Source organism: Flavobacterium sp. SLB02 (assembly GCF_009664855.1).
Classification (GTDB): Bacteria; Bacteroidota; Bacteroidia; order Flavobacteriales; family Flavobacteriaceae; genus Flavobacterium.
The window spans coordinates 1,649,264-1,671,289 of the sequence record NZ_CP045928.1; the positions used below are offsets into that span (position 1 = coordinate 1,649,264).

A 22,026-nucleotide genomic window follows, 5' to 3' on the forward strand; every position below is an offset into this window, starting at 1 on the left:
TTGAATGATTGGAAAAGAGTAATCCCGATAGCTATCGGGATTGCGAGATTAAATAAGTAAAGCTTTTAATACTTAATTGCTTAAGGTGTAAGTTGCTGTATACAATTTTCTAAACATGATATAAGTGACACTCACCATTATAAAAGCAATAATTGCATCTGTAGTTGCCGCAAAACCTAAAACGGCAAGTTTTGAAAAGAAGGCGAAAGTGATATCAAAAAAAACTCCGGCAAATACCCATTCTTTCAATCGTAATATTTTGTTGGGAATCAATAATGTGATTACTCCGGCAACTTTCAGTACACCAAGTAAATAAATAAAATGTTCCGGATAGCCCAATTGTTGCGTAATTCCCCAAACAATAGGGTTGGTAGTTAATTCAAAAAAACCGCTGGCACCAAACCATAAAGAAGTTAAAATGATTCCTGTCCAGTAAATAATTTTTGTTGTTTTTGTAGTCATGATTTCTATTTTTTAAGTTGATTTATAGGACAAATTTGCGCCATAAGTCATCAATTTAAAATGGAAATAATGTTGAAACGGACAATTTAAACTTTGAAAGAGACAATCTCTAAGCTGATCGAATTTCGAAGTTTTTATATTAAAGAAAATTTAGAAATAAAGATTCATAATCATATTAAAATGTGTGAATTAGAACCCCGTTAATTCACCTGATTTTTTCTAAACGCAGATGGAGTAGTGCCCCGATGTTTTTTGAAGATTTTGTTGAGATGGCTTTCATCATTAAAACCTAATTCGTTTGCAATTTCACCCACGCGCAAATCACTATAAAGTAATCGGTTTTCGACCAATTTTATTCGGTATTTTGAGATATAATCCTGAAGCGTTTCATTGGCTTGTTTTTTAAAATACCTGCCAAGATAGGTTTCTGAAATCCCAAATTTTTCACTCATAACCGTCACGCTCAATTTTTCAGGTTCATAAATATGCGTCTGAATATATTCAAGTAAGGCGTGCGCTTTTCCGTCAGATTGTTTGTTGATATTTTCCGGAAGATATTCAGATATATTTCGGGCGATAATGACAATCAATGTATTGATCAATAACTGGATTAGTTCCGTATTGTATAAAGTAGGATTGTAATATTCATGCCTGATGGCTTCAATAACCGGATGCACCAGATTTTTGTCTGTAATTCTTTTTAAAATACATCCCGGCTGATGATGTGCGTGTTGCAATATGTATTCGAGCTTATAAAGATTATTCGACGTAAAAGGTCCGTTTTTGATGTAAATATCTGTAAAACGCAACTGAAAAATAGTCGTTGAACTTTTGATTTCCAAAGAATGGGAATCCTGAGGTGTGATCAAAAAAAGATGTCCCGGTTCATATGATAATCGATTTTCGTTGATGGTTTGTACACCAGTTCCTGAAACAATATAAAGTAATTCAAAGAAATTATTACCCACTTCGGTATGTAGAGATTCGTTTATTTCTTTAAAAATAACTTCGTACGGGAGGTATATATTGTTCTTTACCATAACATCATATTACTAAATTAACGAATAATGTTACAATTATAAATTTGCAAAATCAGTATAATTTTGCTCAAAGTTAAATCAAATATTTTAATAATGGACAAAATAGTAGACAAAACCACACAACAACAGATTCAAAAACAAAACATTACATTACCTATTGCGCCGGCATCTTTTTTCGCAATGACATTAGGATTAGCCGAAACCGGAAATGCCTGGAGAAATGCTACTTCATTATGGAATTTACCGTCATATATTGGCGAAGTTTTAGAAGGATTGGCTGTACTTTCCTTTATATGGTGGCTCGTGTTGTATTGCAACAAATGGATTCAACATAGAAAATTGGCCATAAACGAATTCAACGATCCTGTACAATCTTCGTTTCTGGCTTTGATTCCTGAATCTATAATATTAATGGCAGTTGCGGTTCATGTTTATAGTTTATCGATTGCTATATCGCTGTTTTGGATTGGTTCGATTTTAAATCTTCTTTATGGAGCTTATAAACTTTCGGGTTTATGGACACAAGATCGCCAGGCCGAACATACAACGCCGTCACTATTCCTGACATTCACGGCAAGTATTTTGGTAAATGCGCTCGCAGCAGGATTATTAGGATATACCAATTACGGATATGTGCTTTTGGGAATAGGAACCATTTCGTGGCTCATCATGGATTCTGTAATTACTCAACAATTAACCGTTGGCGGACTTGGTGCTAAAACCAGAAACTTTATGGGAATTTATATGGCACCGGCAGTGATCTTGTTTGTTGCCTATCAGGTTTTGGCGGGAGAAAATTTAAGTATTCCCATTGTTTATGGTTTAATGGGATATGCATTATTTATTTTCGTGGCTATCACTTTTGCTTTAAAATGGCTGAAAGAACAAGCTTTTGCACCCGGATATTGGGCCTATACTTTTGGGATTGCAACATTATCACAGGGACTTTCTATTTTTGCTTTAAAAAATACTGATTTTACGGTTTCTATATTGGCAATACTAATCTTTTGTATAATGAATATTGTGGTTCTGGGAGTTGCAATAGGATCTGTTAGGCTTGTTTTGAAGGGGAATTATTTTCCGAAGTAAAGCTTATTATGTACAGTAAACCCGACAGGTTTTTAAAACCTGTCGGGTTTGTCGTAGAGTAAGATCTGGATTATATAATCTTTTTCAAAGTTTTAAACTTTGAAAAAGACAGACCGCCAATTTTTCAAGATAATTAGCAAAAAATAAAAACCAGTGTGAACCCTTCAAATCAGTAATATCTGTGGCCAATTCCAAAATTAAAAGTTAAAACATTTGCAATTAAAGACCGAACGGTCTAAATTTGTTCCCTCAAATAAGAAAGCTATGAGTAAAGCAGAAAGAACCAGACAATTTATTATTGAAGCATCGGCTCATATAATCAACAAAAAGGGGATGGCAGGAACTTCATTAAGTGATATTATGGAAGCTACGAAACTGGCAAAAGGCGGTATTTACGGAAATTTTGAGAACAAAGAAGAGATTTGCAAGGAATCATTTCTATATCTAAGATCTCAATTGTCTACAAAATTGAATACAGCTGTAGCTGAAGGAAAATCAGCCAAAGAGAAACTCTTTAATTTATTGGATGTTTATGCCAATGACATCAATACAGCAGATGGTTGTCCGATTTTGAATTTTGGAGTAGAAGCTGATGATACCAATCCTGCTATGAAAGAACAGGTAAAAAAAGCCATACGTTCTGCTCAAAATAGATTTTTTATTATTGCTGAAGAAGGAATAAAGAGTAAAGAAGTATCATCCGAAATCAATCCGGAACATTTTAGCATAAAGGTTTTTGCCATGATTGAAGGTGCAATTTTATGTAGAAAAATTTTAGGAAGTGATGAACAAATGAAAATTGTTCTGGACAGCATCAAAACCGAATTCGAAAACTATGTATTGTAGTTTTTTTTTGAACTTTTTTAGACCGATCGGTCTAATTTAAAACTAATTAATTTTAAAAAATGAGAACTTTAAAAGAAAATCATAAGGGCTTTAGTACCTTATTAGCCTTGTCCCTTATTCCGTTATCCGGATTTGCCACAGACATCTATTTACCGTCGCTTCCCGCGATGGCAAAAGATCTGCATGTTTCGGCTGCAGCCATTCAGCTTTCGTTAGTCTTCTTTATGTTTAGCCTCGGCGTAAGCCAGATTTTTATAGGCAGTATATTAGACAGTTTCGGACGCTTTAAAATCAATATTGCATCTCTTGCCGTGTTTTCAGCAACCAGTTTTGTGATTGCTTTAGTGCCTGATATTTATGTGATATATGCCATGCGAATCATTCAGGGAATCGCGATTGCCTTTATTGTGATTGCCAAACGAGCTTATTTTGTCGACCTTTATTCGGGTGAAAAACTAAAGAGTTACATCAGTTTGTTTTCGATCATTTGGGCTTGTGCACCTATTATGGCGCCGTTTCTGGGAGGATATTTAGAACATAGCTTTGGCTGGAGATCCAACTTTTATTTTCTTGGCGGATTATCTCTTTTTTTTCTGGTTTTAGAACTTTTGTATAGCGGAGAATCTTTGAAATATTTTCATCCTTTTAAATTAAAAACCATTGCGCAAACCTATTCAGGAATGCTAAGATCAGGTGATTTTACTTTGGGCGTTTTAATTCTGGCGATTTGTTTTGGTCTTGTAGTTGTGTATAGTTTGTCAAGTCCGTTTATTGTAGAACGCGTATTAGGATATTCAGCCATTACAACCGGTTACAGTTCTTTATTGTCCGGTTTGGCGGTTATGACAGGCGGTATTATTGCCAAATCGCTTATTCATAAACCTTTGGCCAAAAAAATAACTATTGCTGTTACGGTACAAGTGATTCTGGTAATATTAATGATTTCTACAGCTTCGATTACCAGTAATATTTATACGCTAATAGGTTTTACAATGGGAATCAACGTTTGTGGAGGATTTATTTTTAATAATATATATGGCTATTGTCTAAGCCGTTTCTCTAAAAATGCCGGAGTAGCCAGCGGACTTACAGGCGGAGGAACTTATATGTTAAGCTCATTATTCAGTTACGGATTTGTCAATTTATATGCTGTAAAAAGTCAGTTATTATTAGGGTTAGCTAATATTTCATTAATCTTTATCGTGGTGATTGTTTTGATGATTTTCAACAAATACAGAGTACAGAATTTAGCAACAAATATGATTAAATAAATTCCAAATTCCAATGATCGTTGGAATTTGGATTTTTTTTTAAATTGGAATTTCAATTATTCTGTGTTGGAATTTGGAATTTAATTTTTCCGTAGGTTCATCAACACTACTGTAAAAAGAATCAGTATAACTCCAATCCACTGTAGAAAATTAACGGGTTCTTTGAGCCAAATAAAAGCAACAAGTATAGAAACAGGAATTTCGACAGAAGCTATAATAGCACCCAAACCCATTCCCTTTCCGGTTAACGGCATTCCGCGGGTAAATAAAAGAGGAGGAAGGATGGTTCCGAATAAAGAAAGTACAATTCCCCAACTCATAAAAACACCAGTAGAAAAATGGTTATTAACCGAAGAATGAAAAATCAAAGCAATTATAATAAATCCACCTAAAATCATAAAAAGACTTCTTTTTAACGGAGTAGAATCCAGCTCAATATTGTTCGAAGAATACATCGTTGCCGTATAAGAAAGCGCTGCCATAAGTCCCCAGAAAAAGCCAAGCCAATTTATTGTAACAGATTCCAGCAATGTCAGCTGTTAAATGGGATGATCATTACAGAGAATCATATGCCAGACTGGTATCTAAACAAGGAATAAAAATGAAGGCTTTGGTATCGATTCAAAGAAAACTACTTGAAATGACCTATATACTATATAAAAATAAAACCGCTTATGAGAAGCAATACAAAAATATCGTGCAAACACAAATGGCTTAACACGCTATGGAGTCTAGTTTTAAACTGACTTGACAGCAAAATTAAAAAAATATTAGATTAAATTTTGAAATCAACACAGAATCTATCGGGGATAATCGTTTTCGTTTAGTTTGTCATCTCGACCCAAGGGAGAGATCACACTCGTAACTCGACAAAGATTGGCAACATTTTTTACGGGCTTTCTAGTGTGATTTCTCGTTCCTCGAAATGACAAACAGAGTGAATAACTTGCGATCTGTGAAGCTGATGATCTATTAAGATTTCGCCGTTTTCTTCTTTTTTCCTAACCAGATTAATAATCCTGTAATAGGCAAAGTCAAAGCAAAAAGAGAGACTAAAAAGGCAAGTATTTTGGTTGGCAAACCGTAAATGCTTCCGGTATGAATAGGGTAGTTCAAACGTCTTATTTTGTCGCCGTTTGAAAAATTTTCATAAGGTCTTGCCTCAATTTCTTTGGCGGTATATTTGTCAAAATAAGCGGCGCTGGACTGATTTGGAATGGCTATTTCTGAATATTCTTTTAATACTAAAATACTATTAATGGTATCCACAGGCATTCTGATCTGAATGTTTCCCGTGTACGGAAAAATACTATCTGCCTTGTTGTAAATACTTTGATAAAAAGCCGTGTGATTTAGGTTAGGATCTATTTTTGTTGGGTTTTTTACTTTTGCAGAAGGTTTTTTTGTCGTGCCATCAGCTACGAAATAAACGCCGTTTTGAAACCAGCTAAAAGCAAAGTTTAATCCGGTTAGACAGATAAGCAATAAAACCAGAAAGCTGTAAAAACCAAAAGTCGAGTGAAAATCCCAGCTGACTCTTTTGAAAGAAGCATTCCATTTTACGGTTAGTCTTTGTTTTAGGTTTTTGATCTTTTTTGGCCACCATAAAATTAATCCGGAGATCAGCATGAAAACAAATATTAAGCAAGAAGTTCCCATAATAATCTGGCCGGTTTCACCCAATAATAATTGTCTATGTATTTTTAACACAAAGACAAAAAATCTTTTTTCCTGAGGCGTTGTTGCCAAAATTTTTCCCGTATAAGGATCGATAGAGAAAAATTGAGCCTTTTTATCTGAATCCTTTCCTAAAATTTGCATGGTGCGCGAAGGATCACTAAAGGTATAAATGCGGGTAATCTTTTTTATCGAATATTGTTTCCGAAGAATATCGGTACAATAGTCAATTGTTTTTTTGGTAGTTCCTATGGCAGCAACATTATAATATTCCGGATGTATCGCTTTGTCAATTTCCTTTTCAAAAACCAAAATACTGCCTGTTAATGCGGCAATAAAAACAATTAAACCAGAACCAAGACCTAGCCATAAATGCAAGAGTCCAATATTTTTTTTAAATCCTTTCTTCATATAGGCTGTTTCCCAGATCAGTCAATTGGCCTGATCCGCAGATTTTGTTAGGGTTGTATTGAATTGTTTGTGAATTCTAAAATTCTCGCACAAATTTATACTTATTTAGACTCAATATATACTATGTTTCAAAAAAATAATTGCTTTTTTATTTAAAATAAAACATTCAGATTTTTATTAGCATTTAATATAATATGAGGGTGTATAAAGAAAATTTTACCTGTTAATTTTATCGATTTTAATGACAAGTAGAGTTCTTCAAAATATTACAAAGTTGTTTTTGATAATCATAGAAACGAATTGATTTTCTGTTGAATACAACATGGAAAAGTTAGATGTTAAAGAATAAATAGAAATAGTACTTGTTAAACTGCTATTAATTTCTATTTTTGCACTGTTTTTATTGATTCTAAATAATGATAAACTAACCAAACTCAAAAATCAATGAACTATTTTAGTGTAAGAACATCAAAGTTTTTATTTGTTATAAGCTTTTTATTTACTGTAAGTGCCGCTGTTGCACAACAAAGCCATGGGAAAATTAAAGGAAAAATAACGACTTCTGATGGAAAGCCTGCCTCTGAAGTAAATATTGTTTTAAAGAATTCGAAATATACTACCAGTACCAATGAGGAGGGGAATTTTGAACTCAATCGCATAAGAAGCAATTCTTATACGCTGCAAATATCCTTGACAGGTTACGAAACTGTAGAACAGCAAATTGTAGTAACAGATAATGAAACTACCGCTGTTAATGTGCAATTGAAGGTTTCGAATAAGGAATTGCAAGAGGTGGTGATCAATAACAGAAAAAGTCTTCTTTCTAAGAAAACACAATATGTTGCGAGAATGCCGCTTAAAAATATAGAAAATCCGCAGGTTTATAATGTGATACACAAAGAACTGATTCAGGAACAAATTGTAATTGACCCTGCCGGAGCCGTTAGAAACGCACCCGGAGTTGTACCGCTTAATTATCCTTCGGGTGGATTTGCTGTTATCTTTAGAGGTTTTACGACAGGAATTAATTCCCGAAACGGAATGGAAACACTTTCAGGAAGATCAAGTGTAGGTATTGCAAATGTTGAACGAATAGAGGTGTTAAAAGGACCTTCGGGAACTTTATTTGGTTCATCTGCTTCTTCGTTTGGCGGTGTGGTCAATCTGGTTACCAAAAAACCTTTTGAAGCGTCAGCTACTGAAATATCCTATACAGCAGGAAGTTTTGGTGTAAACCGACTTACATTGGATCTAAATACTCCATTAACAAAAGATAAAAATGTACTTTTCAGATTGAATGCCGATGTCAATAATGAAAAAAGTTTCCTGGATTATGGTTTTAATAAAACTCTTTCTTTTACGCCAAGTATTATTTTTAAAGCAAGCGAAAAACTTATTTTTAGCGTTGATGCAGAGTTGTTTAAAGTTAATAATACAAGACCATTATATCCAACTGTAACTGCTGCATCAGGAATAACAAATCCTGCCGATATACAATTAAATTATAAAAAATCGCTGGTTCACGATGATGCAGATGCAAAATCATCTTCGTCTAAAGCCTTTGTTCAGGCCGAATATCAAATATCGGATCGTTGGAAATCGACTACTTTATTTTCTTATGTAAGTGAAGACTTAGATTACAGCTATCAGGTTTTACCAACCTGGACTTCGCCTACAACGGCTACTATCCGTGCAACGCTTTTTGGTCCAATTTCGAGTAATTATACTAATATTCAGCAGAATTTTAATGGTGAATTTTCGACAGGAATTTTAAAGCATAAAATATTGGCGGGAGTTAATTACAGATATTATACTGATACATTTTCGTCTACACCAACTCCTGCGACTCCATTTAGAACCATTGATGTAACTACTAATTTTAATCCGGTTAGAAGAAGCGATATTGATAAAGTATTGTTGGCGCCGGTAATAAGAGCCGGACGTGATGAATACACTTTTAGCGGATATGCTTCTTATGTATTGAGTGTTGCAGACCGATTTTATGCAATGGCGAGTTTGCGTTTAGATAATTTTGATCGAAAAGAAAGCGGAACGGTGCCTGGATATAGCCAAAACTCATTGTCGCCAAAATTAGGAATTGTATACCAGATTGTGAAGGATCAGGTTTCTGTATTTGGAAATTACATGAACGGATTTCAGAATCTGGCTCCGGTTACACAACCGGGAGGCGAACAGCTTATATTAGATCCATTATATGCAAATCAATATGAGGGAGGTATAAAAGCGGAAATGTTTAATAAAAAATTAAGTGCCACTGTAAGTTATTACAAAATCACGAATGATAATGCGCTAATACGCCAGGCTGATTTAACTTACCAACAAGATGGAAAACAGGTGAGTAAAGGAGTAGAACTTGAGTTTCTTGCCAATCCGCTTCCGGGTTTAGATATTACGGCAGGATATGCTTATAATGATAATCGAATTGTAAAAACAAGTGAAGCCAATAAAACTATCGAAGGCAATAAAGCACAAGATGCTCCTGAAGATGTGGTAAACTTTTGGGCTTCGTATAAATTTCAAAACGTTTTAAAAGGTCTTGGTATTGGTGTTGGTGCAAATTATGTAGACAAAAGTTATATGGCAACTACGAATACTTTTTATATTCCGTCGTACACTATTTATAATCAAACGATATTCTACGAACAGTCAAACTGGAGATTGGGAGTTAAGATAAATAACCTTTCGAACAAAAAATACTGGAGTTCATGGGGAGCACCACAGCCTCCGGCAAACTTTTTAGTCAATCTAACATTCAGGTTTTAGAGAATAATTTATTATTTTGTTTTTTTTGAGGGTTTTTGGCGGTCTTTTCGTCAGGAACCTTTTTTTTTGGAGCAATTGTAAATGTTGAAGAGGGAAAAAAAATTATCACAGAGAACATAATCCCGATAGCTATTGGGATTATCTAAGAATAGTTCTAAACACAAAGTTCACAAAGCTAAAGTCAATACAATTCCGATAGCTATCGGGATTGCGAACTTTGAATTTTTTATAAGAGATAAAAGGAAAGAAACTTAGCCTGCTTTGCGGTAAAAAAAAATCAGGGAGTATTTATTGTCAATACTCTTTAATTCGAAATATTCGCATCCATAAAAAAATCCCTCAAGTTTTAAGCCTGAGGGATTTTGTTTTTATTAATTGTTCTATGTAAAGCAATAAAAATTATTTAGTCACTTTTTTAAATCTCATCATTGGGATATCCTTCATGATCAAATTCAGTTTACCATCTTTATCAATAGAATAACTATCAATATTTTTAATTGTTTTTGTAAAAACCTGTTCTCCGCCACCTTCACAATACATTAAAGTAGCCGGACCTTGTTCTCCAAAAGTAAGTGATTTTCCTTTTAAGGTAAATGGAGCGCTGTAGCCATTACAACCTGCATTTCCAGATACTTGCTTAGTAGCTTCATCAAATTTAATAAACGGTTTTTTATCAGGAAATAAGCCTTCAAAAGCAATACGCGGACCGGAAATATACTCCAGTTCCCAAGTTGTATCATACAGATCGGCAGTTTTTGAAGTGTCTTTCATTGAATTACAAGAATTAAAAGATAATGCTAAAATAGCAACGAATACCAATACGTAATTTTTCATAAAATAAGATTTTAAAACATAAATTTAAAGATTTTAATCAAAATCCAGGCCATAAATCTGACTTATTTTTAGTTTTTGATTTTATAATAATTGAAAACAAAGGAAATATCGGCTTAGATTATTAAGGCATAATAGGTTATTAAGATATCGATTTGCTCGTACACATACAGAAATAAAGTTTTAATTTCTCAACACATGTAAATGTTTTTGCATTTTCTACAGCCGAATTTTGTCGCATCATTAAAAAACAAAAAAGATGAAAACATTATTTACCACTCTGGCACTTTTAGTAGTATCGCTATCTATTTCTGCACAACAAATTATTAATAAAAAAGTATTCAGTAAAAAAATGAATAAAGAGATCGAAACGGTCATTATTACTCCAAAACTGATAAAAGGAAGAACGTATAAAACCATTTATATCCTTCATGGATATAGCGGCAATGCTGATCGAACTTACAAACAGGACATTCCTGATCTTACAGGCAAATCTCAAAAATACAACACGATTTATGTATTGGCCGATGGTAATTTTAATAGCTGGTATGTAGATAGTCCTGTAGATAAATCGTCGCAATATCAAACCTTTATCGGCAAAGAATTAGTCGATTATATCGATGCCAATTATCCTACTATAAAGGATCGTAAGTCGAGAGGAATTCTGGGTTGGAGTATGGGAGGATATGGCGCATTGAATATTGGTGTTTTTTATGCAAATACATTTTCTATTGTTGGCAGTTCTTGCGGTGCACTGGATTTTAACCGTTTTGGCGAAAATTTTCATAATTATCAGGTAGATAAATTTTTGGGAGAGTTTAAGAGTTTATCCAAAGAGTATTTCACTTTTGAAAAAACAAAACAAATGGCTCAGACACATCAGTTTTATATAGTAGATTGCGGGACAGAAGATAATCAGATGATTGATATGAATAGGGATTTTCATCAGCTTTTGACCAATGAAAAAATAGAACATCTTTATATTGAATCTCCGGGCGGACATGACCCAAAGTATTGGAACAAATCTTTGGCCAACCAACTGGCTTTGTTTGACAATTATTTTAGTTCTGAAAAGTAAGAAGTGGGATTTTTGAGGAAATTATAAACCTTCGTAAAGGGAAAGTTTACCGCAAAGATCGCTAAGTTTTTTTTCTTTAAGCTTTTAGAAAAAAAGGAAAGTACGCAAAGCTAAGTTAATACAAGGCTTTGCGTACTTTGTAGCGTTAGATTCATTTTTAGATTTTTTATTATTTTCAGACAGTGAATTTCAATTATAAAATTTGGTTCTGCCGCATCTAGAATAATCTTTAGTAAATTTGTACAGCATCTGTGATAAAAGCTTAAAAATGAACTATTGAAAAAGAAATCAAATATAGAACTTCACACAAAAGAATTAGATAGCCTTGGTCTTCAGGTAAGAAAAATAGTGGCTAATAATGTTGATTTTACTGGGCATTTGACTAAAGCACACAGAGACGATCATTATGTTTTTTATATTCAGGAAGAAGGACTGATAGAACTTATGATCGATTTTAAAAATCATCAGATAAAAGATCAGGCGCTGTTTTTTATTGCTCCGGGTCAGGTACATTATTATACCAAACAAGTAGATTCGAAAGGACATTTTATCTTTTTAAATCCTTCTTACCTGCAAAATACTTATCGAAGGATTTTTGATACGCATCAGAATATTTCTCAGGTTGTGTCTATCGAAAATTTTGTTTTATTTAAAATTACAGAATTGATCTTTCATCAGGTAGCTGAAGCTGTTGGAGATATTCAAAAAAATATCATTCGTTCCCTTGCCGATAGTTTAATGGGAATGGTGGTTTTGGAGTTTTCTAAAAATGAAAATTACCTCAAAAACGGCATCGATAGAAAAACAGAACTCACTTTTCAGTTTAGGCAATTGGTACAAAAACATTTCTTAGAATTAAAAAGACCTAAAGACTACGCTGCTTTGTTGCATATTTCAGTTCCTTATTTAAACGAAATGGTCAAGGAACAAACAGGATGCGCTTCAAGTTACTGGATACAGCATGAAATTTTGCTCGAAGCCAAACGATTACTTTTTTACACACAACTCAATACAAAGGAAATTGCTTTTTCATTGCAATATGAAGATCACACCTATTTTTCCAGATTTTTCAAAAAAAATGAAGGCATTACACCTTTAGAATTTAGAAAGAATTACTGCGATTTGTCCAATCAAAACTCTTAGTTAGCCATTTTCGTTTTCTTATAAAGCCCATTCCTTTGTACTCAATTTTAAACAAAAAAAACATGAGTAGAATTTTAGAAAAGGGACAAACTATTGACTTTTACAAAGCCACTATACCCATTATTTTATCGGTATTTGCCATTTACCTCACAATAGGTCTTACGTTAGGGATTGTGCCGGCATTTGTGCAAAATGATTTAAAGTTTAATAGTTTGATTGTGGGTTTGGTAATTGGTTTACAACCGCTAACCACGCTTTTAACCCGCGCTTATTTCGGAAAAATTACCGATACAAAAGGAGCAAAAAGATCTAAACGTGGCGGAATACTTTTGGTGATGGCAGCCGGAATAATTTATGTATTTGCTGCTTCATTTGCATCTTATCCTTTGGTGGCGTTATTATTTCTTTTACTGGCAAGAATCGTTCACGGCATTGCAGAAAGTTTGTTGGTAATTGGCGCTTTAACATGGGGAATTGGTTTAGTAGGACATGAAAAGTCCGGTAAAGTGATGACTTGGAACGGAATCGCAATGTATGGCGGAATCGCTGTTGGAGCTCCTTTAAGCATTTGGATGGCTAAAGATTTTGGAATTGTTTACGCCTTAGGCATGATTGTAATTTTACCTCTTGCAAGCTGGATTTCGACTATTAAACTGCCTGCCATTCCGGTTGACAAAGAACATATCAGAACGCCATTTTATAAAGTAGTAGCAACCATCGCCAAACAAGGATTAACACTTGGTTTTTCTTCGATGGCATTTGGTTGCATTGCTTCTTTTATTGCTTTGTTTTTTACTGAGAAAAATTGGGGAGATGCTTCGTTGGCTTTTATGATTTTCGGATTATCTTATATTCTTACCAGAGTCTTTTTTGCTTCTTATCCGGATAAATACGGAGGGTATAAAGTAGCAGTAGTTTCTTTAATCATTGAACTTATTGGGCAATTCCTTATTTATACTTCTTTTGCCAAAGAAATGGCTTTGATAGGTTGTGCATTAACGGGAATTGGTTTTTCACTAGTATTTCCTTCATTAGGAGTACTGGCGATCAAAAAAGTAAAACCTCAAATGCGCGGAACTGCCTTAGGAGCTTATGCCGCATTTTTTGATCTTTCATTAGGATTAGCAGGGCCTTTGGCAGGATTAATTGCAGGTTGGTTTACTTATCAGGATATCTATTTGTTTGGGAGTTTGAGCTGCTTACTGGCTCTGGGAACTATGTTGTTGAAACGAGGTTAATTTAGAAATGATTATGGAAAATTATCAAAAAAAAGTGATGCGTTCTGTATTTACGGTAAAGCAGAAGTCTTTTATAACACCTCATTATATTCGTGTAGTTTTTGAGGTAACCAATGAGCAATTAGATTTGCTTGCGAATGTAAAACCCGGATCTAATAACAAAATATATATTTCGCCCAAAGGGATGAATCTTATTTATTTTACGAATAAAGAGAGTAGTGTTTTACCGGAACTTTTGCCCGTAATGAGAACGTATACAACAAGAAGTATCGATTTTGAAAAGAAAGAACTAAGTATTGATTTTGTAGCTCACGGCGACAATGGCCCAGCATCTGCCTGGGCACAAAAAGCCGAAGCAGGAGATATTTTGGGTATAGCAATGAAAGAAAGTATAAGAGATTTGGTTCCTCAGGCTAATGAATTTCTTTTAATAGGCGATGCCACGGCACTTCCGGTAATGGGAAGTATTTTAGAACAGCTCCCAAAAGACGTACATGTAAAGGCAGTATTGGAAGTACACGGAAAAAAAGACAGGATTAATTTTACTTCTCAGGCCAATGTAAGTATCGATTGGGTATATAATAAGCATCCTGAAAAAGGAAGTGAGCTGGCAAAGTTTATAAAGAGAGTCTTGCTTCCTGATACCAAAACGAAAAGATTTGCTTTTGTAGCAGCAGAATACAGTACCGTAAAAACGTTAAGAAGTTATTTTAAAGAAGAAAAAGGCTGGGACAAAAGCGAATTTACGGCTTCGGCATATTGGAAAGCAGGAAAATCCGAAAGCGAATCTGTAACAGAACGCAGAGAAGAAAAACAAGATTAGACTTATTTTTGTAGTAAGTGAAATATTAAAACAGGCAAAAGAGAATTTTTCCTTTTGCCTGTTTTTTTATGATATAAGTAGAAAGTATATTTTGCTATCTTTATAAAATAATTTTATAATCATGACGATACAGCAATTAAAATATATTGTAGCATTAGATGAAGAACGCCATTTTGCACGAGCGGCAGAAGTTTGTATGGTTACACAACCCGGACTTACCATTCAGTTAAAAAATCTTGAAGAAGAAATTGGCATTAAAATTTTCGATCGAAATAAAGTTCCGTTAACGCCAACTACACTGGGAACAGAAATCATTAACAAAGCAAAGAAAATACTTCGTGAAGCAGATGAAATCAGGGATTTTGTGGTAAACGAAAAAAACTTATTAGAAGGAGAAGTTAGAGTAGGAGTGATTTCGACTTTATCTCCTTATTTGATTCCGTTGTTTATAAAGGCGATGAAAGAGGCAACTCCCAAAGTGCATTTTATTATAAGAGAAGCCAATACGGGGCAATTGATGAAAGAATTGGAAACGGGTTCATTAGATGTGGTTTTGATGGCAACACCAACTGGAAACCCTAATTTAATTGAACATCCTATTTTTAAAGAGCCTTTTGTAGCCTATTTAAACGAACATCACCCAATGGCGAATAATGAGTTTTATGAACTTCAGCCGGGCGATAAAACCGAATTATTGTTGCTTCATAGTGAGTTTTGCTACAACGCCCAATTGCTGGATATCTGCGGAATCAAATCTCCGGGAAAATTAAAAGAGCAATTTACCTATGATATTAGTTCAATCGAAACCTTGAAAAATCTGGTTCGTGCTCAATTGGGATTTGCCATTATACCGGAACTTTCTATTTTAAACGAAAATTACTCAGGACTTTTTAAACCTTTTAAGGAACCGAAACCCGTAAGAGAAATCAGTTTGGTTGTTTCTGATTCCTTTTCGAAAAAACTATTGCTCGAAAAAATGAATGAAGCGATCTGGAATTGCCTTCCGGATTCCTTAAAGAAAGATTTTGCTTATCGAAAAATACGCTGGAACGATTCGCCTTATTTTGCCAAATCGGTTAGTGATTATATAAAATCACATTCAAAAGCTTAAAATAAATTCCAAAATATAAATTCCAAATTCCAATTCTAAAGAGAAATTCCAAATAAAAAAATTCCAAATTCCAAATTGAACGTAAGCCAATTGGAATTTGGAATTTAAAAAATTGGAATTTAATTTTAATTTATTTTTTAGAAGCAGCAATTATCACTTTTGCTACAGCCTCTGGTTGAGAAATAAACACCACGTGACTTCCATTTATTTCTGTAATTTTTGTATTCGAACGTTTGTACATAGCGCGTTCTATTTCAGGAGATATACTTTTGTCTTCAGTTGCTACAATTCCGTACGAAGGTTTATTTCTCCAGGCTGCTTTTGTAATAGGAGTTCCAAATCCTTTTGCGTAGAAAGCGCCTTGAGAAGCATACATAAAATCTGCGTCTTCTTTGCTGATATCTCCAGCAAAACCGGCATGAAATTTAGCTTTATCATAATAAACCACTCCTTTGTCATCAGGGCTTAAAACACCATTTTCAGGAGCTGGAGGAGCAGTCATTAACCATTGCACAGAAGTTTCTCCATTATCAGGCTGTAAAGCTGCTACATAAACCAAAGCCGCTACTTTTGGATGATTTCCGGCTTCTGTAATTACAGTACCACCCCAGGAATGTCCTACCAAAATTGTTGGTCCGTCTTGTTTGTCTAGGGCTAAATTAGTTACTCTCACATCATCTTCAAGAGAACTTAAAGGGTTTTGAACGATGGTAACGTTATATCCTTTTTTACTTAATACCTGATATAAACCTTTCCATCCTGAACCGTCAGCGAATGCACCGTGTACTAATACAACGTTTTTAATTTGTGAAGGCGTAGTTTGCGCATTAGAGCTTGCTGTTGCAAATAAGAAACTAAAAATAAGTACTGCGAACATGAAATAACGATTCAATTGTTCTTTTAATGCTATTGTTTTCATAATTGTATGTTTTTAAATTTTGTGAATAGAAATCCCAATTTTCTAAATTGCTTTTTTGTTAGCTTCTGTCTGATCTTAAATTCAATTATGAATCAGAAAGTAAACAAAATAGACTTACTTGGAATTTTAGAATTGGAATTTATTTTTAATTAGTTTAATGTTACTGATAAAGTAATTTCAGTATTTAATAATTTTGAGATTGGACAAATTTCTTTGGCTTTTTGTGCTGCTTTCTGAAAATCTTCTTCTGTAATTCCGGGAACTTTTCCGTTAAGGATTAACTGGATCAAAGTGATTGTTCCGTCTTCAAAAGTAACTTTTGCTTCAGTACTTAAATCTTCCGCAATAAATCCAGCTTCAGAAAGTAAAAAGCTTAGCTGCATGGTAAAACAGCCAGAATGTGCCGCTGCAATTAATTCTTCAGGATTGGTTCCTACACCTTCTTCAAAACGGGTTTTAAAAGATAATTGGGCATTGTCTAAAGTGGTGCTTTGAGTACTAATAGTACCTTTTCCTTCCATTCCTGTACCTTTCCAGTTTGCGTTTGCTCTTCTTGTAAATTTCATGATCTTAATTTTTAAGTTATTTATTTAATGATTCAAATCGTTTGTTTGATTTTGATGAGACAAATTTATGGTGATAGTTATTATTAATCAAATTAATAATTTTTAACACTTATAAAATTAATTTATAATATAGAAAGGTTAAGCTTATAATGAGCTTGATTTCCTTGGGTTTATGGAATATTATTACTCTCTTGAAGCGTTAAAGCAGAATAAAAAAAAGGACATTAAATATTTAAATGTTTTTACACTTAAGTATTCAATGTCCTTTAAAATTAAATAAATATCAAATCTGTCTACCAGAGTAGAGGATGGCTGTATAAAGAATAGTTTGATCTAAATTACAAACTGGCTGTATTTAATAAAGAAAGATCTTCTGTATCCAGTTGTATTGTAGTTGCGTTTATTAACTCCTTTAGTTGCTCTGGATTTGTTGCACTAACTATAGGTGCTGAAATTTCAGGTTGGTGCATGATCCACGCCAATGCAATTGTTCCCGGAACAGCATGATGTTTTGAAGCTACAGTATCAAGTGCTTTTAGAATTTGAAATCCTTTTTCGTTTAAATATTTCTCTACGAATGCACCTCTTTTACTGTCTTTCAGATCGCTTTGAACACGGTATTTTCCGCTTAAGAAACCGCTTGCCAAAGAAAAATAGCTAATAACACTTAAATTATTTTTTCCGGTAATTGGCCTTATATTATCTTCAAAATCATGACGATCGTATAAATTATATTCCGGTTGAAAGGTTTGATAAGCGGGAAGATTATTGTTCTTGCTAATGATAAGAGACTCCTCTAAACGTTCAGGCGTAAAGTTTGAAGCGCCAATTATCCTCACTTTTCCGGCTTTAATTAAAGTATCATAAGCATCCAGAGTTTCTTCGATAGGAGTAGACAGATCATCATAATGCGATTGATACAAATCTATATAATCGGTTTGAAGTCTTTTTAATGAATCTTCGGCAGCCTGAATAATATAATTTTTACTTAAGCCTTTTTTAGTTTCAGAGAATTCGGCACCTACTTTTGTAGCCAGAATAATTTTGTCTCTTTTGCCGGATTCTTTCAGCCATTTTCCAATCGCCAACTCCGATTCTCCACCTTGGTGACCTTGTACCCATTTTGAGTAAACGTCTGCCGTATCTAAGGTATTAAATCCTGCATCTGTAAATTGATTTAACAAATTTTCTGTCATTTTTTGATCTGTAGTCCAACCAAATACATTGGTTCCAAATACTAGTGGGGCAATTTCAATAGTAGAATTGCCTAATTTTTTATTTTGTATCATAATTTTTAAATTTTACTCAAAAGTAATTATTTAATGAACTTTTGTATTTGTAAATAGTAAAAAATGTAAATTTGTTCATTATATATGAACTTGTGAATCAGTCGGTCAAAAAAACATTTCAAATTTTAGAATATATCGCTTCAAGTGGCAATTTCGTAAGGCTTAACGACGTGGCAAAGGCTTTGGATCTAAAGAAAAATTCTGTTCACAGTTTTTTAGACAGTCTAAAACAACTGGGCTATTTAGAACAAGATGATGTAAGTCCGAGATACCGAATAACATCAAAACTGGAATGTTTGTATGCTCCTTTATTATCTATTAATGAACTCAAAAGTGAGTTGAGGCCTATTTTAGAAAAAATAACCCAGCTTACCAATGAATCTTCTTATCTCGCGGTACAAATGGGATCTTATTACAGACATGAACTTAAATGCGAACCCAACAGGGCTGTAAAAATCACCCTTAATACGGGAAAGGAGTACGAAATGGCCACTACGGCTATAGGAAAATCATTTCTTGCTTTCTCAGCCCATTTGCAAACCAATTTAAGTAAACAATATACTCCCGAACTGGTAAGCACAATTGAAACTGAAATTAAAACCATAATAAAATCGGGTTATGCTTTGGATGTTCAGGCGTATGATCCTGATTTGAATTGCGTTGCCATGCCTATATTTTACAAAAATAAACCCATAGCAGTACTTTGCGTTTCGGGTCCTTCGTTTAGATTTAAAGAACCACAATTTATAGAATCTCTACGTATAATGGAATCCCTGATTAAGGAACATGGAAAATACGACAGTAAAATGAACATTAGCTAGACATAAATTCTTGTTTTATTTTTCATCAATAATGACCACTTTTTCAAAACGTCCGTGATGACTTATTGAAACGTCTTTTAAAATATTTAATTCGGGTTGAGACAAAAAAGGTATTCCATTTTTATCTTTGATAATGTCTTTTTTCTCAATCTCTATTACATTATTCAAATGATCTGCGCTGGTAACGGCTATGGTATGTAAATGATCTTTTGAAATCATAGTTTTTGTGTAATAAACATTCTCAAGGCAAATTACTTTTCCTGTAACATAATGTTCATTTTTTGAGATGATACTACAAGCGAGCTTTTGAGGAATATATTGCCTTATTTTGGTTTGCCGGTTATAGATTTTATAGGCTGCTTCTTTCATGCTCCAAAGCAGCCAAATCAGGATTTCCGGATCTGATGTTTGTGATAATAGCAATTGCTCGGTAGGGGTAAAGAGTTTTTCAACAAAACCTTTCCGCCGCCAATTGCTTTTCTGGCGAGATTGCAATATATCTATGACATCGTTACCAATCATTTTGCAGCGAGCTTGGCAGAGATAATTTCGACCGAAGTTTTTACATCAAGCATTCGTTCCATATCAGTGTTATCAATAACGACATCAAATGCTTCTTCGATATCCAGAATAATGTCTACCAGGTTAGCTGAATTAATACTCAAATCATTGATAAAATCAGTATCTTCGGTAAGGTTGTCATAAGCTTCGGTATTGGTCGTGTAAGGCTTTATGATCACTTTCAATTTTGCTATAAGTTCTTCTTTATTCATATTAATTTTCAAATTTTTTAAAGATTATACAGGCATTTACATCACCAAAACCAAAACTGGCTTTAGCAATTATATTCAGATTTTTATCGATTGTTTTTAAAGGCACTTTTGATGCATCAATCAAGGCGGTAATTTCAGGATGAAGATCTTCGCAATTAGTATTTCCAAATAAAAATCCTTCATGAAGCTGCAGCACCGTAGCAACACTTTCGATACTTCCGGCGGCGCTAAGACAATGTCCAGTCATGCTTTTTAAGGAATTGATATACGGAAAATGAGTTCCCTTTCGATCTAAAGCTTTAGTCCAGTTTTCGATTTCGAGACTGTCTTTTGTAGTGGCTGTAAGATGGCCGTTTATGGCATCAATTTCAGTTGCAGAAATTCCTGCATTTTGTATTGCATCAGTAATACAGCGCTGAACCGCAGTACTGTTAGGAGCGGTCATGCTTCCGTTACCGCGTTGTCCGCCGGAGTTTACATTTCCTCCCAATATTTCGGCATAAATGGTTGCGCCTCGTTTTAAAGCACTTTCAAGATCTTCGATCACTAAAGCTCCGGCACCGCTTCCGGGAACAAATCCTGCTGCACCGGCACTCATAGGTCTTGAACCTTGTTCGGGAGTATCATTATATTTAGAACTGCAAACCCGAAGCGCATCAAAACCTGCCCAGATATACGGACCGCTATCGCCGGTGCTTCCTGCTAATATGCGTTTTGCCTGTCCGGCTTGTATACGGTCGTAAGCCATCATAATAGCTTCGGTTCCTGTCGCGCAGGCTGATGAATTTGTGGTAACCTGATTGCCTAAAGCAAGTTTACCACCAAGATAAGCGCTAATACCGCTATTCATAGTTTGTGCCACAACAGTGCTGCCCAGTCGGCGAACTTGTAATTCATCTATTTTATAAATGCTTTCGCGAAATTTATCGATCCCTGATGTTCCTGATCCAAAAATGGTTCCGCTGTCCCAATCCGGTTCTTCGTTATTTTCGATTGATAATCGGGCATTTCTCCAGGCTTCGATTCCGGCAATAACACCGTATAAAATTCCTGTACTACTAAAACCACGAAGTTCTAATTCTGTAAAATACTGCAATTTTAGCTCCTCTGAAATGGGTGGCTGACCGGCAATCTGACAAGAAAATTGCAATTCCTGTAATTGTGCATCATGACGAATTCCCGAAATACTATTTCTTAGTGAATAGGTAAACGCAGGAATTCCAACCCCGTTTGGAGCCGCTACACCAAGGCCTGTTATAACAACTCTTTTGCTCATAATTTCGTTGTGATCATTCCGGATAAAACACCTTTACAAACTTCTTGTCCGGCTTGGTTTGTCATAATAACATCGCATTTAAGTTTTCCGAACCTGAAAAATATTTTTTGTGATGTAACAGTTACTTTTTCATTTGGATACACGGGTTTTAAATAATGCATATCTGCTGAAGTAAAAGCGACTACTGTATCTTTATTGAAGCTATCCTTTAATAAATAGATACCCAGACAAACCATGCCTATTTGCGCCATTGTCTCGGTTAAAATAACACCCGGGGTTACCGGATTTCCATTAAAATGACCTTTGTAAAAATCAAGATCCTCACTGTAGGTATAAGTTCCCGTAATGCTGTTTTCATCTACATGCAGCAATTCATCTACAAATAGAAAAGGTTTACTGTAAGGTAACTGCGCTAAAATATTTTCTAAAGTCATAATTTGTTTCGTTTAATACGTTGATGTTTTTTGAACGCGGATAAAACGGATTTACTTTGTAAAGACGCGGATAAAAGCGGATTTTTTTTAATTTGAATCAAACAAAATTTCAATATAAAATCCGTTTTAATCTGCGTTTTGGCT

General features: G+C 34.4%; 23 protein-coding genes. 11 read left to right on the top strand and 12 right to left on the bottom strand.

Translation table 11 applies throughout. The features are described from left to right. Positions 1-72: 72 nt before the first annotated feature. Together GIY83_RS06595 and GIY83_RS06600 are read right to left on the bottom strand one after the other, a co-directional pair. On the bottom strand, positions 73-462 hold the full coding sequence (locus GIY83_RS06595; protein WP_194616100.1) for a DoxX family protein: 390 nt from the start codon (positions 460-462) through the stop codon (positions 73-75). A 200-nt stretch (positions 463-662) separates the two neighbouring features. Then, on the bottom strand, positions 663-1,502 hold the full coding sequence (locus tag GIY83_RS06600; RefSeq protein WP_194616099.1) for an AraC family transcriptional regulator: 840 nt from the start codon (positions 1,500-1,502) through the stop codon (positions 663-665). Between the two features lie 93 nt (positions 1,503-1,595). Between GIY83_RS06600 and GIY83_RS06605 the strand changes: the two genes are divergently transcribed. The 3 genes from GIY83_RS06605 (at position 1,596) to GIY83_RS06615 (ending at position 4,708) form a co-directional block, all read left to right on the top strand. Beyond that, positions 1,596-2,591 carry a hypothetical protein gene (locus tag GIY83_RS06605; RefSeq protein ID WP_208685870.1) on the top strand — a complete coding sequence of 332 codons (996 nt, stop codon included), beginning with the start codon at positions 1,596-1,598 and terminating at the stop codon, positions 2,589-2,591. 264 nt (positions 2,592-2,855) lie between these two features. Beyond that, positions 2,856-3,437, top strand: a complete 582-nt coding sequence (locus GIY83_RS06610; RefSeq protein WP_194616097.1) for a TetR/AcrR family transcriptional regulator — start codon at positions 2,856-2,858, stop codon at positions 3,435-3,437. Positions 3,438-3,496: 59 nt separating this feature from the next. Next, entirely contained in the window at positions 3,497-4,708 is a 1,212-nt protein-coding gene (locus GIY83_RS06615; RefSeq protein WP_194616096.1) for an MFS transporter, read from the top strand. An 80-nt stretch (positions 4,709-4,788) separates the two neighbouring features. On the opposite strand, the gene GIY83_RS06620 is transcribed toward GIY83_RS06615, so the two are convergent. Then, the gene (locus GIY83_RS06620) at positions 4,789-5,238 is read right to left on the bottom strand and encodes an EamA family transporter (protein ID WP_229029236.1); all 450 of its coding nucleotides are present in this window, start codon (positions 5,236-5,238) and stop codon (positions 4,789-4,791) included. Here GIY83_RS06620 and GIY83_RS06625 point away from each other — a divergent pair. Next, positions 5,238-5,426, top strand: coding sequence for a hypothetical protein (locus tag GIY83_RS06625; RefSeq protein WP_194616095.1), 189 nt, complete (start codon positions 5,238-5,240; stop codon positions 5,424-5,426). The genes GIY83_RS06620 and GIY83_RS06625 overlap by 1 nt on opposite strands. A gap of 254 nt (positions 5,427-5,680) precedes the next feature. Here GIY83_RS06625 and GIY83_RS06630 read toward each other — a convergent pair whose 3' ends face one another. Then, positions 5,681-6,796 (bottom strand): PepSY domain-containing protein, encoded by a 1,116-nt coding sequence (locus GIY83_RS06630; protein WP_208685875.1) that lies wholly within the window; start codon positions 6,794-6,796, stop codon positions 5,681-5,683. A 444-nt stretch (positions 6,797-7,240) separates the two neighbouring features. Here GIY83_RS06630 and GIY83_RS06635 point away from each other — a divergent pair, with 444 nt between their 5' ends. Beyond that, a complete protein-coding gene (locus GIY83_RS06635) occupies positions 7,241-9,580 on the top strand; it encodes a TonB-dependent receptor (RefSeq protein ID WP_208685877.1) in 2,340 nt (779 codons plus the stop codon). Between the two features lie 399 nt (positions 9,581-9,979). On the opposite strand, the gene GIY83_RS06640 is transcribed toward GIY83_RS06635, so the two are convergent. Further along, the gene (locus GIY83_RS06640) at positions 9,980-10,414 is read right to left on the bottom strand and encodes an META domain-containing protein (protein ID WP_194616092.1); all 435 of its coding nucleotides are present in this window, start codon (positions 10,412-10,414) and stop codon (positions 9,980-9,982) included. 256 nt (positions 10,415-10,670) lie between these two features. On the opposite strand from GIY83_RS06640, the gene GIY83_RS06645 reads away from it, so the two are divergent. The 5 genes from GIY83_RS06645 to GIY83_RS06665 all read left to right on the top strand — a co-directional run bounded on the left by GIY83_RS06645 (position 10,671) and on the right by GIY83_RS06665 (position 15,804). Next, a complete protein-coding gene (locus tag GIY83_RS06645; protein WP_208685879.1) occupies positions 10,671-11,489 on the top strand; it encodes an alpha/beta hydrolase family protein in 819 nt (272 codons plus the stop codon). A 276-nt stretch (positions 11,490-11,765) separates the two neighbouring features. Beyond that, positions 11,766-12,632, top strand: coding sequence for an AraC family transcriptional regulator (locus GIY83_RS06650; protein WP_208685881.1), 867 nt, complete (start codon positions 11,766-11,768; stop codon positions 12,630-12,632). Positions 12,633-12,694: 62 nt separating this feature from the next. Further along, positions 12,695-13,870: an MFS transporter gene (locus tag GIY83_RS06655; protein ID WP_208685883.1), complete on the top strand. Its 1,176-nt coding sequence runs from the start codon at positions 12,695-12,697 to the stop codon at positions 13,868-13,870. A 13-nt stretch (positions 13,871-13,883) separates the two neighbouring features. Further along, complete coding sequence (locus GIY83_RS06660; RefSeq protein WP_229029237.1) at positions 13,884-14,693, top strand: siderophore-interacting protein; 810 nt, start codon at positions 13,884-13,886, stop codon at positions 14,691-14,693. A 121-nt stretch (positions 14,694-14,814) separates the two neighbouring features. Further along, positions 14,815-15,804, top strand: coding sequence for a hydrogen peroxide-inducible genes activator (locus tag GIY83_RS06665; protein WP_194616087.1), 990 nt, complete (start codon positions 14,815-14,817; stop codon positions 15,802-15,804). A 130-nt stretch (positions 15,805-15,934) separates the two neighbouring features. Here the strand turns inward: GIY83_RS06665 and GIY83_RS06670 are convergent, their stop codons facing one another. From GIY83_RS06670 to GIY83_RS06680, 3 genes are all read right to left on the bottom strand, one after another. Further along, a complete protein-coding gene (locus tag GIY83_RS06670) occupies positions 15,935-16,723 on the bottom strand; it encodes an alpha/beta hydrolase (RefSeq protein WP_229029238.1) in 789 nt (262 codons plus the stop codon). A 149-nt stretch (positions 16,724-16,872) separates the two neighbouring features. Beyond that, on the bottom strand, positions 16,873-17,289 hold the full coding sequence (locus GIY83_RS06675; protein WP_194616086.1) for an OsmC family protein: 417 nt from the start codon (positions 17,287-17,289) through the stop codon (positions 16,873-16,875). Between the two features lie 338 nt (positions 17,290-17,627). Then, positions 17,628-18,578, bottom strand: a complete 951-nt coding sequence (locus tag GIY83_RS06680) for an aldo/keto reductase (protein WP_228520409.1) — start codon at positions 18,576-18,578, stop codon at positions 17,628-17,630. 71 nt (positions 18,579-18,649) lie between these two features. On the opposite strand from GIY83_RS06680, the gene GIY83_RS06685 reads away from it, so the two are divergent. Beyond that, complete coding sequence (locus GIY83_RS06685; RefSeq protein WP_208685887.1) at positions 18,650-19,399, top strand: IclR family transcriptional regulator; 750 nt, start codon at positions 18,650-18,652, stop codon at positions 19,397-19,399. Positions 19,400-19,414: 15 nt separating this feature from the next. On the opposite strand, the gene GIY83_RS06690 is transcribed toward GIY83_RS06685, so the two are convergent. The 4 genes from GIY83_RS06690 to GIY83_RS06705 are packed head-to-tail and all read right to left on the bottom strand — an operon-like array spanning position 19,415 to position 21,882. Then, a complete protein-coding gene (locus GIY83_RS06690) occupies positions 19,415-19,921 on the bottom strand; it encodes a 4'-phosphopantetheinyl transferase superfamily protein (protein ID WP_194616084.1) in 507 nt (168 codons plus the stop codon). Continuing rightward, positions 19,918-20,172, bottom strand: a complete 255-nt coding sequence (locus GIY83_RS06695) for an acyl carrier protein (protein WP_194616083.1) — start codon at positions 20,170-20,172, stop codon at positions 19,918-19,920. The genes GIY83_RS06690 and GIY83_RS06695 overlap by 4 nt, the downstream gene beginning before the upstream one ends. A gap of 1 nt (position 20,173) precedes the next feature. Further along, positions 20,174-21,448 carry a beta-ketoacyl synthase gene (locus tag GIY83_RS06700; RefSeq protein WP_194616082.1) on the bottom strand — a complete coding sequence of 425 codons (1,275 nt, stop codon included), beginning with the start codon at positions 21,446-21,448 and terminating at the stop codon, positions 20,174-20,176. Further along, positions 21,445-21,882 carry a 3-hydroxyacyl-ACP dehydratase FabZ family protein gene (locus tag GIY83_RS06705; protein WP_194616081.1) on the bottom strand — a complete coding sequence of 146 codons (438 nt, stop codon included), beginning with the start codon at positions 21,880-21,882 and terminating at the stop codon, positions 21,445-21,447. The genes GIY83_RS06700 and GIY83_RS06705 overlap by 4 nt, the downstream gene beginning before the upstream one ends. Between the last annotated feature and the right edge of the window lie 144 nt (positions 21,883-22,026).

What these genes read in the sequence shown, in the direction of transcription:
- GIY83_RS06595 (WP_194616100.1), bottom strand. Translation starts at nt 462, where the DNA reads ATGACTACAAAAACAACAAAAATTATTTACTGGACAGGAATCATTTTA.
- GIY83_RS06600 (WP_194616099.1), bottom strand. Translation starts at nt 1,502, where the DNA reads ATGGTAAAGAACAATATATACCTCCCGTACGAAGTTATTTTTAAAGAA.
- GIY83_RS06605 (WP_208685870.1), top strand. Translation starts at nt 1,596, where the DNA reads ATGGACAAAATAGTAGACAAAACCACACAACAACAGATTCAAAAACAA.
- GIY83_RS06610 (WP_194616097.1), top strand. Translation starts at nt 2,856, where the DNA reads ATGAGTAAAGCAGAAAGAACCAGACAATTTATTATTGAAGCATCGGCT.
- GIY83_RS06615 (WP_194616096.1), top strand. Translation starts at nt 3,497, where the DNA reads ATGAGAACTTTAAAAGAAAATCATAAGGGCTTTAGTACCTTATTAGCC.
- GIY83_RS06625 (WP_194616095.1), top strand. Translation starts at nt 5,238, where the DNA reads ATGTCAGCTGTTAAATGGGATGATCATTACAGAGAATCATATGCCAGA.
- GIY83_RS06630 (WP_208685875.1), bottom strand. Translation starts at nt 6,796, where the DNA reads ATGAAGAAAGGATTTAAAAAAAATATTGGACTCTTGCATTTATGGCTA.
- GIY83_RS06635 (WP_208685877.1), top strand. Translation starts at nt 7,241, where the DNA reads ATGAACTATTTTAGTGTAAGAACATCAAAGTTTTTATTTGTTATAAGC.
- GIY83_RS06640 (WP_194616092.1), bottom strand. Translation starts at nt 10,414, where the DNA reads ATGAAAAATTACGTATTGGTATTCGTTGCTATTTTAGCATTATCTTTT.
- GIY83_RS06645 (WP_208685879.1), top strand. Translation starts at nt 10,671, where the DNA reads ATGAAAACATTATTTACCACTCTGGCACTTTTAGTAGTATCGCTATCT.
- GIY83_RS06655 (WP_208685883.1), top strand. Translation starts at nt 12,695, where the DNA reads ATGAGTAGAATTTTAGAAAAGGGACAAACTATTGACTTTTACAAAGCC.
- GIY83_RS06660 (WP_229029237.1), top strand. Translation starts at nt 13,884, where the DNA reads ATGGAAAATTATCAAAAAAAAGTGATGCGTTCTGTATTTACGGTAAAG.
- GIY83_RS06665 (WP_194616087.1), top strand. Translation starts at nt 14,815, where the DNA reads ATGACGATACAGCAATTAAAATATATTGTAGCATTAGATGAAGAACGC.
- GIY83_RS06670 (WP_229029238.1), bottom strand. Translation starts at nt 16,723, where the DNA reads ATGAAAACAATAGCATTAAAAGAACAATTGAATCGTTATTTCATGTTC.
- GIY83_RS06675 (WP_194616086.1), bottom strand. Translation starts at nt 17,289, where the DNA reads ATGAAATTTACAAGAAGAGCAAACGCAAACTGGAAAGGTACAGGAATG.
- GIY83_RS06680 (WP_228520409.1), bottom strand. Translation starts at nt 18,578, where the DNA reads ATGATACAAAATAAAAAATTAGGCAATTCTACTATTGAAATTGCCCCA.
- GIY83_RS06690 (WP_194616084.1), bottom strand. Translation starts at nt 19,921, where the DNA reads ATGATTGGTAACGATGTCATAGATATATTGCAATCTCGCCAGAAAAGC.
- GIY83_RS06695 (WP_194616083.1), bottom strand. Translation starts at nt 20,172, where the DNA reads ATGAATAAAGAAGAACTTATAGCAAAATTGAAAGTGATCATAAAGCCT.
- GIY83_RS06700 (WP_194616082.1), bottom strand. Translation starts at nt 21,448, where the DNA reads ATGAGCAAAAGAGTTGTTATAACAGGCCTTGGTGTAGCGGCTCCAAAC.
- GIY83_RS06705 (WP_194616081.1), bottom strand. Translation starts at nt 21,882, where the DNA reads ATGACTTTAGAAAATATTTTAGCGCAGTTACCTTACAGTAAACCTTTT.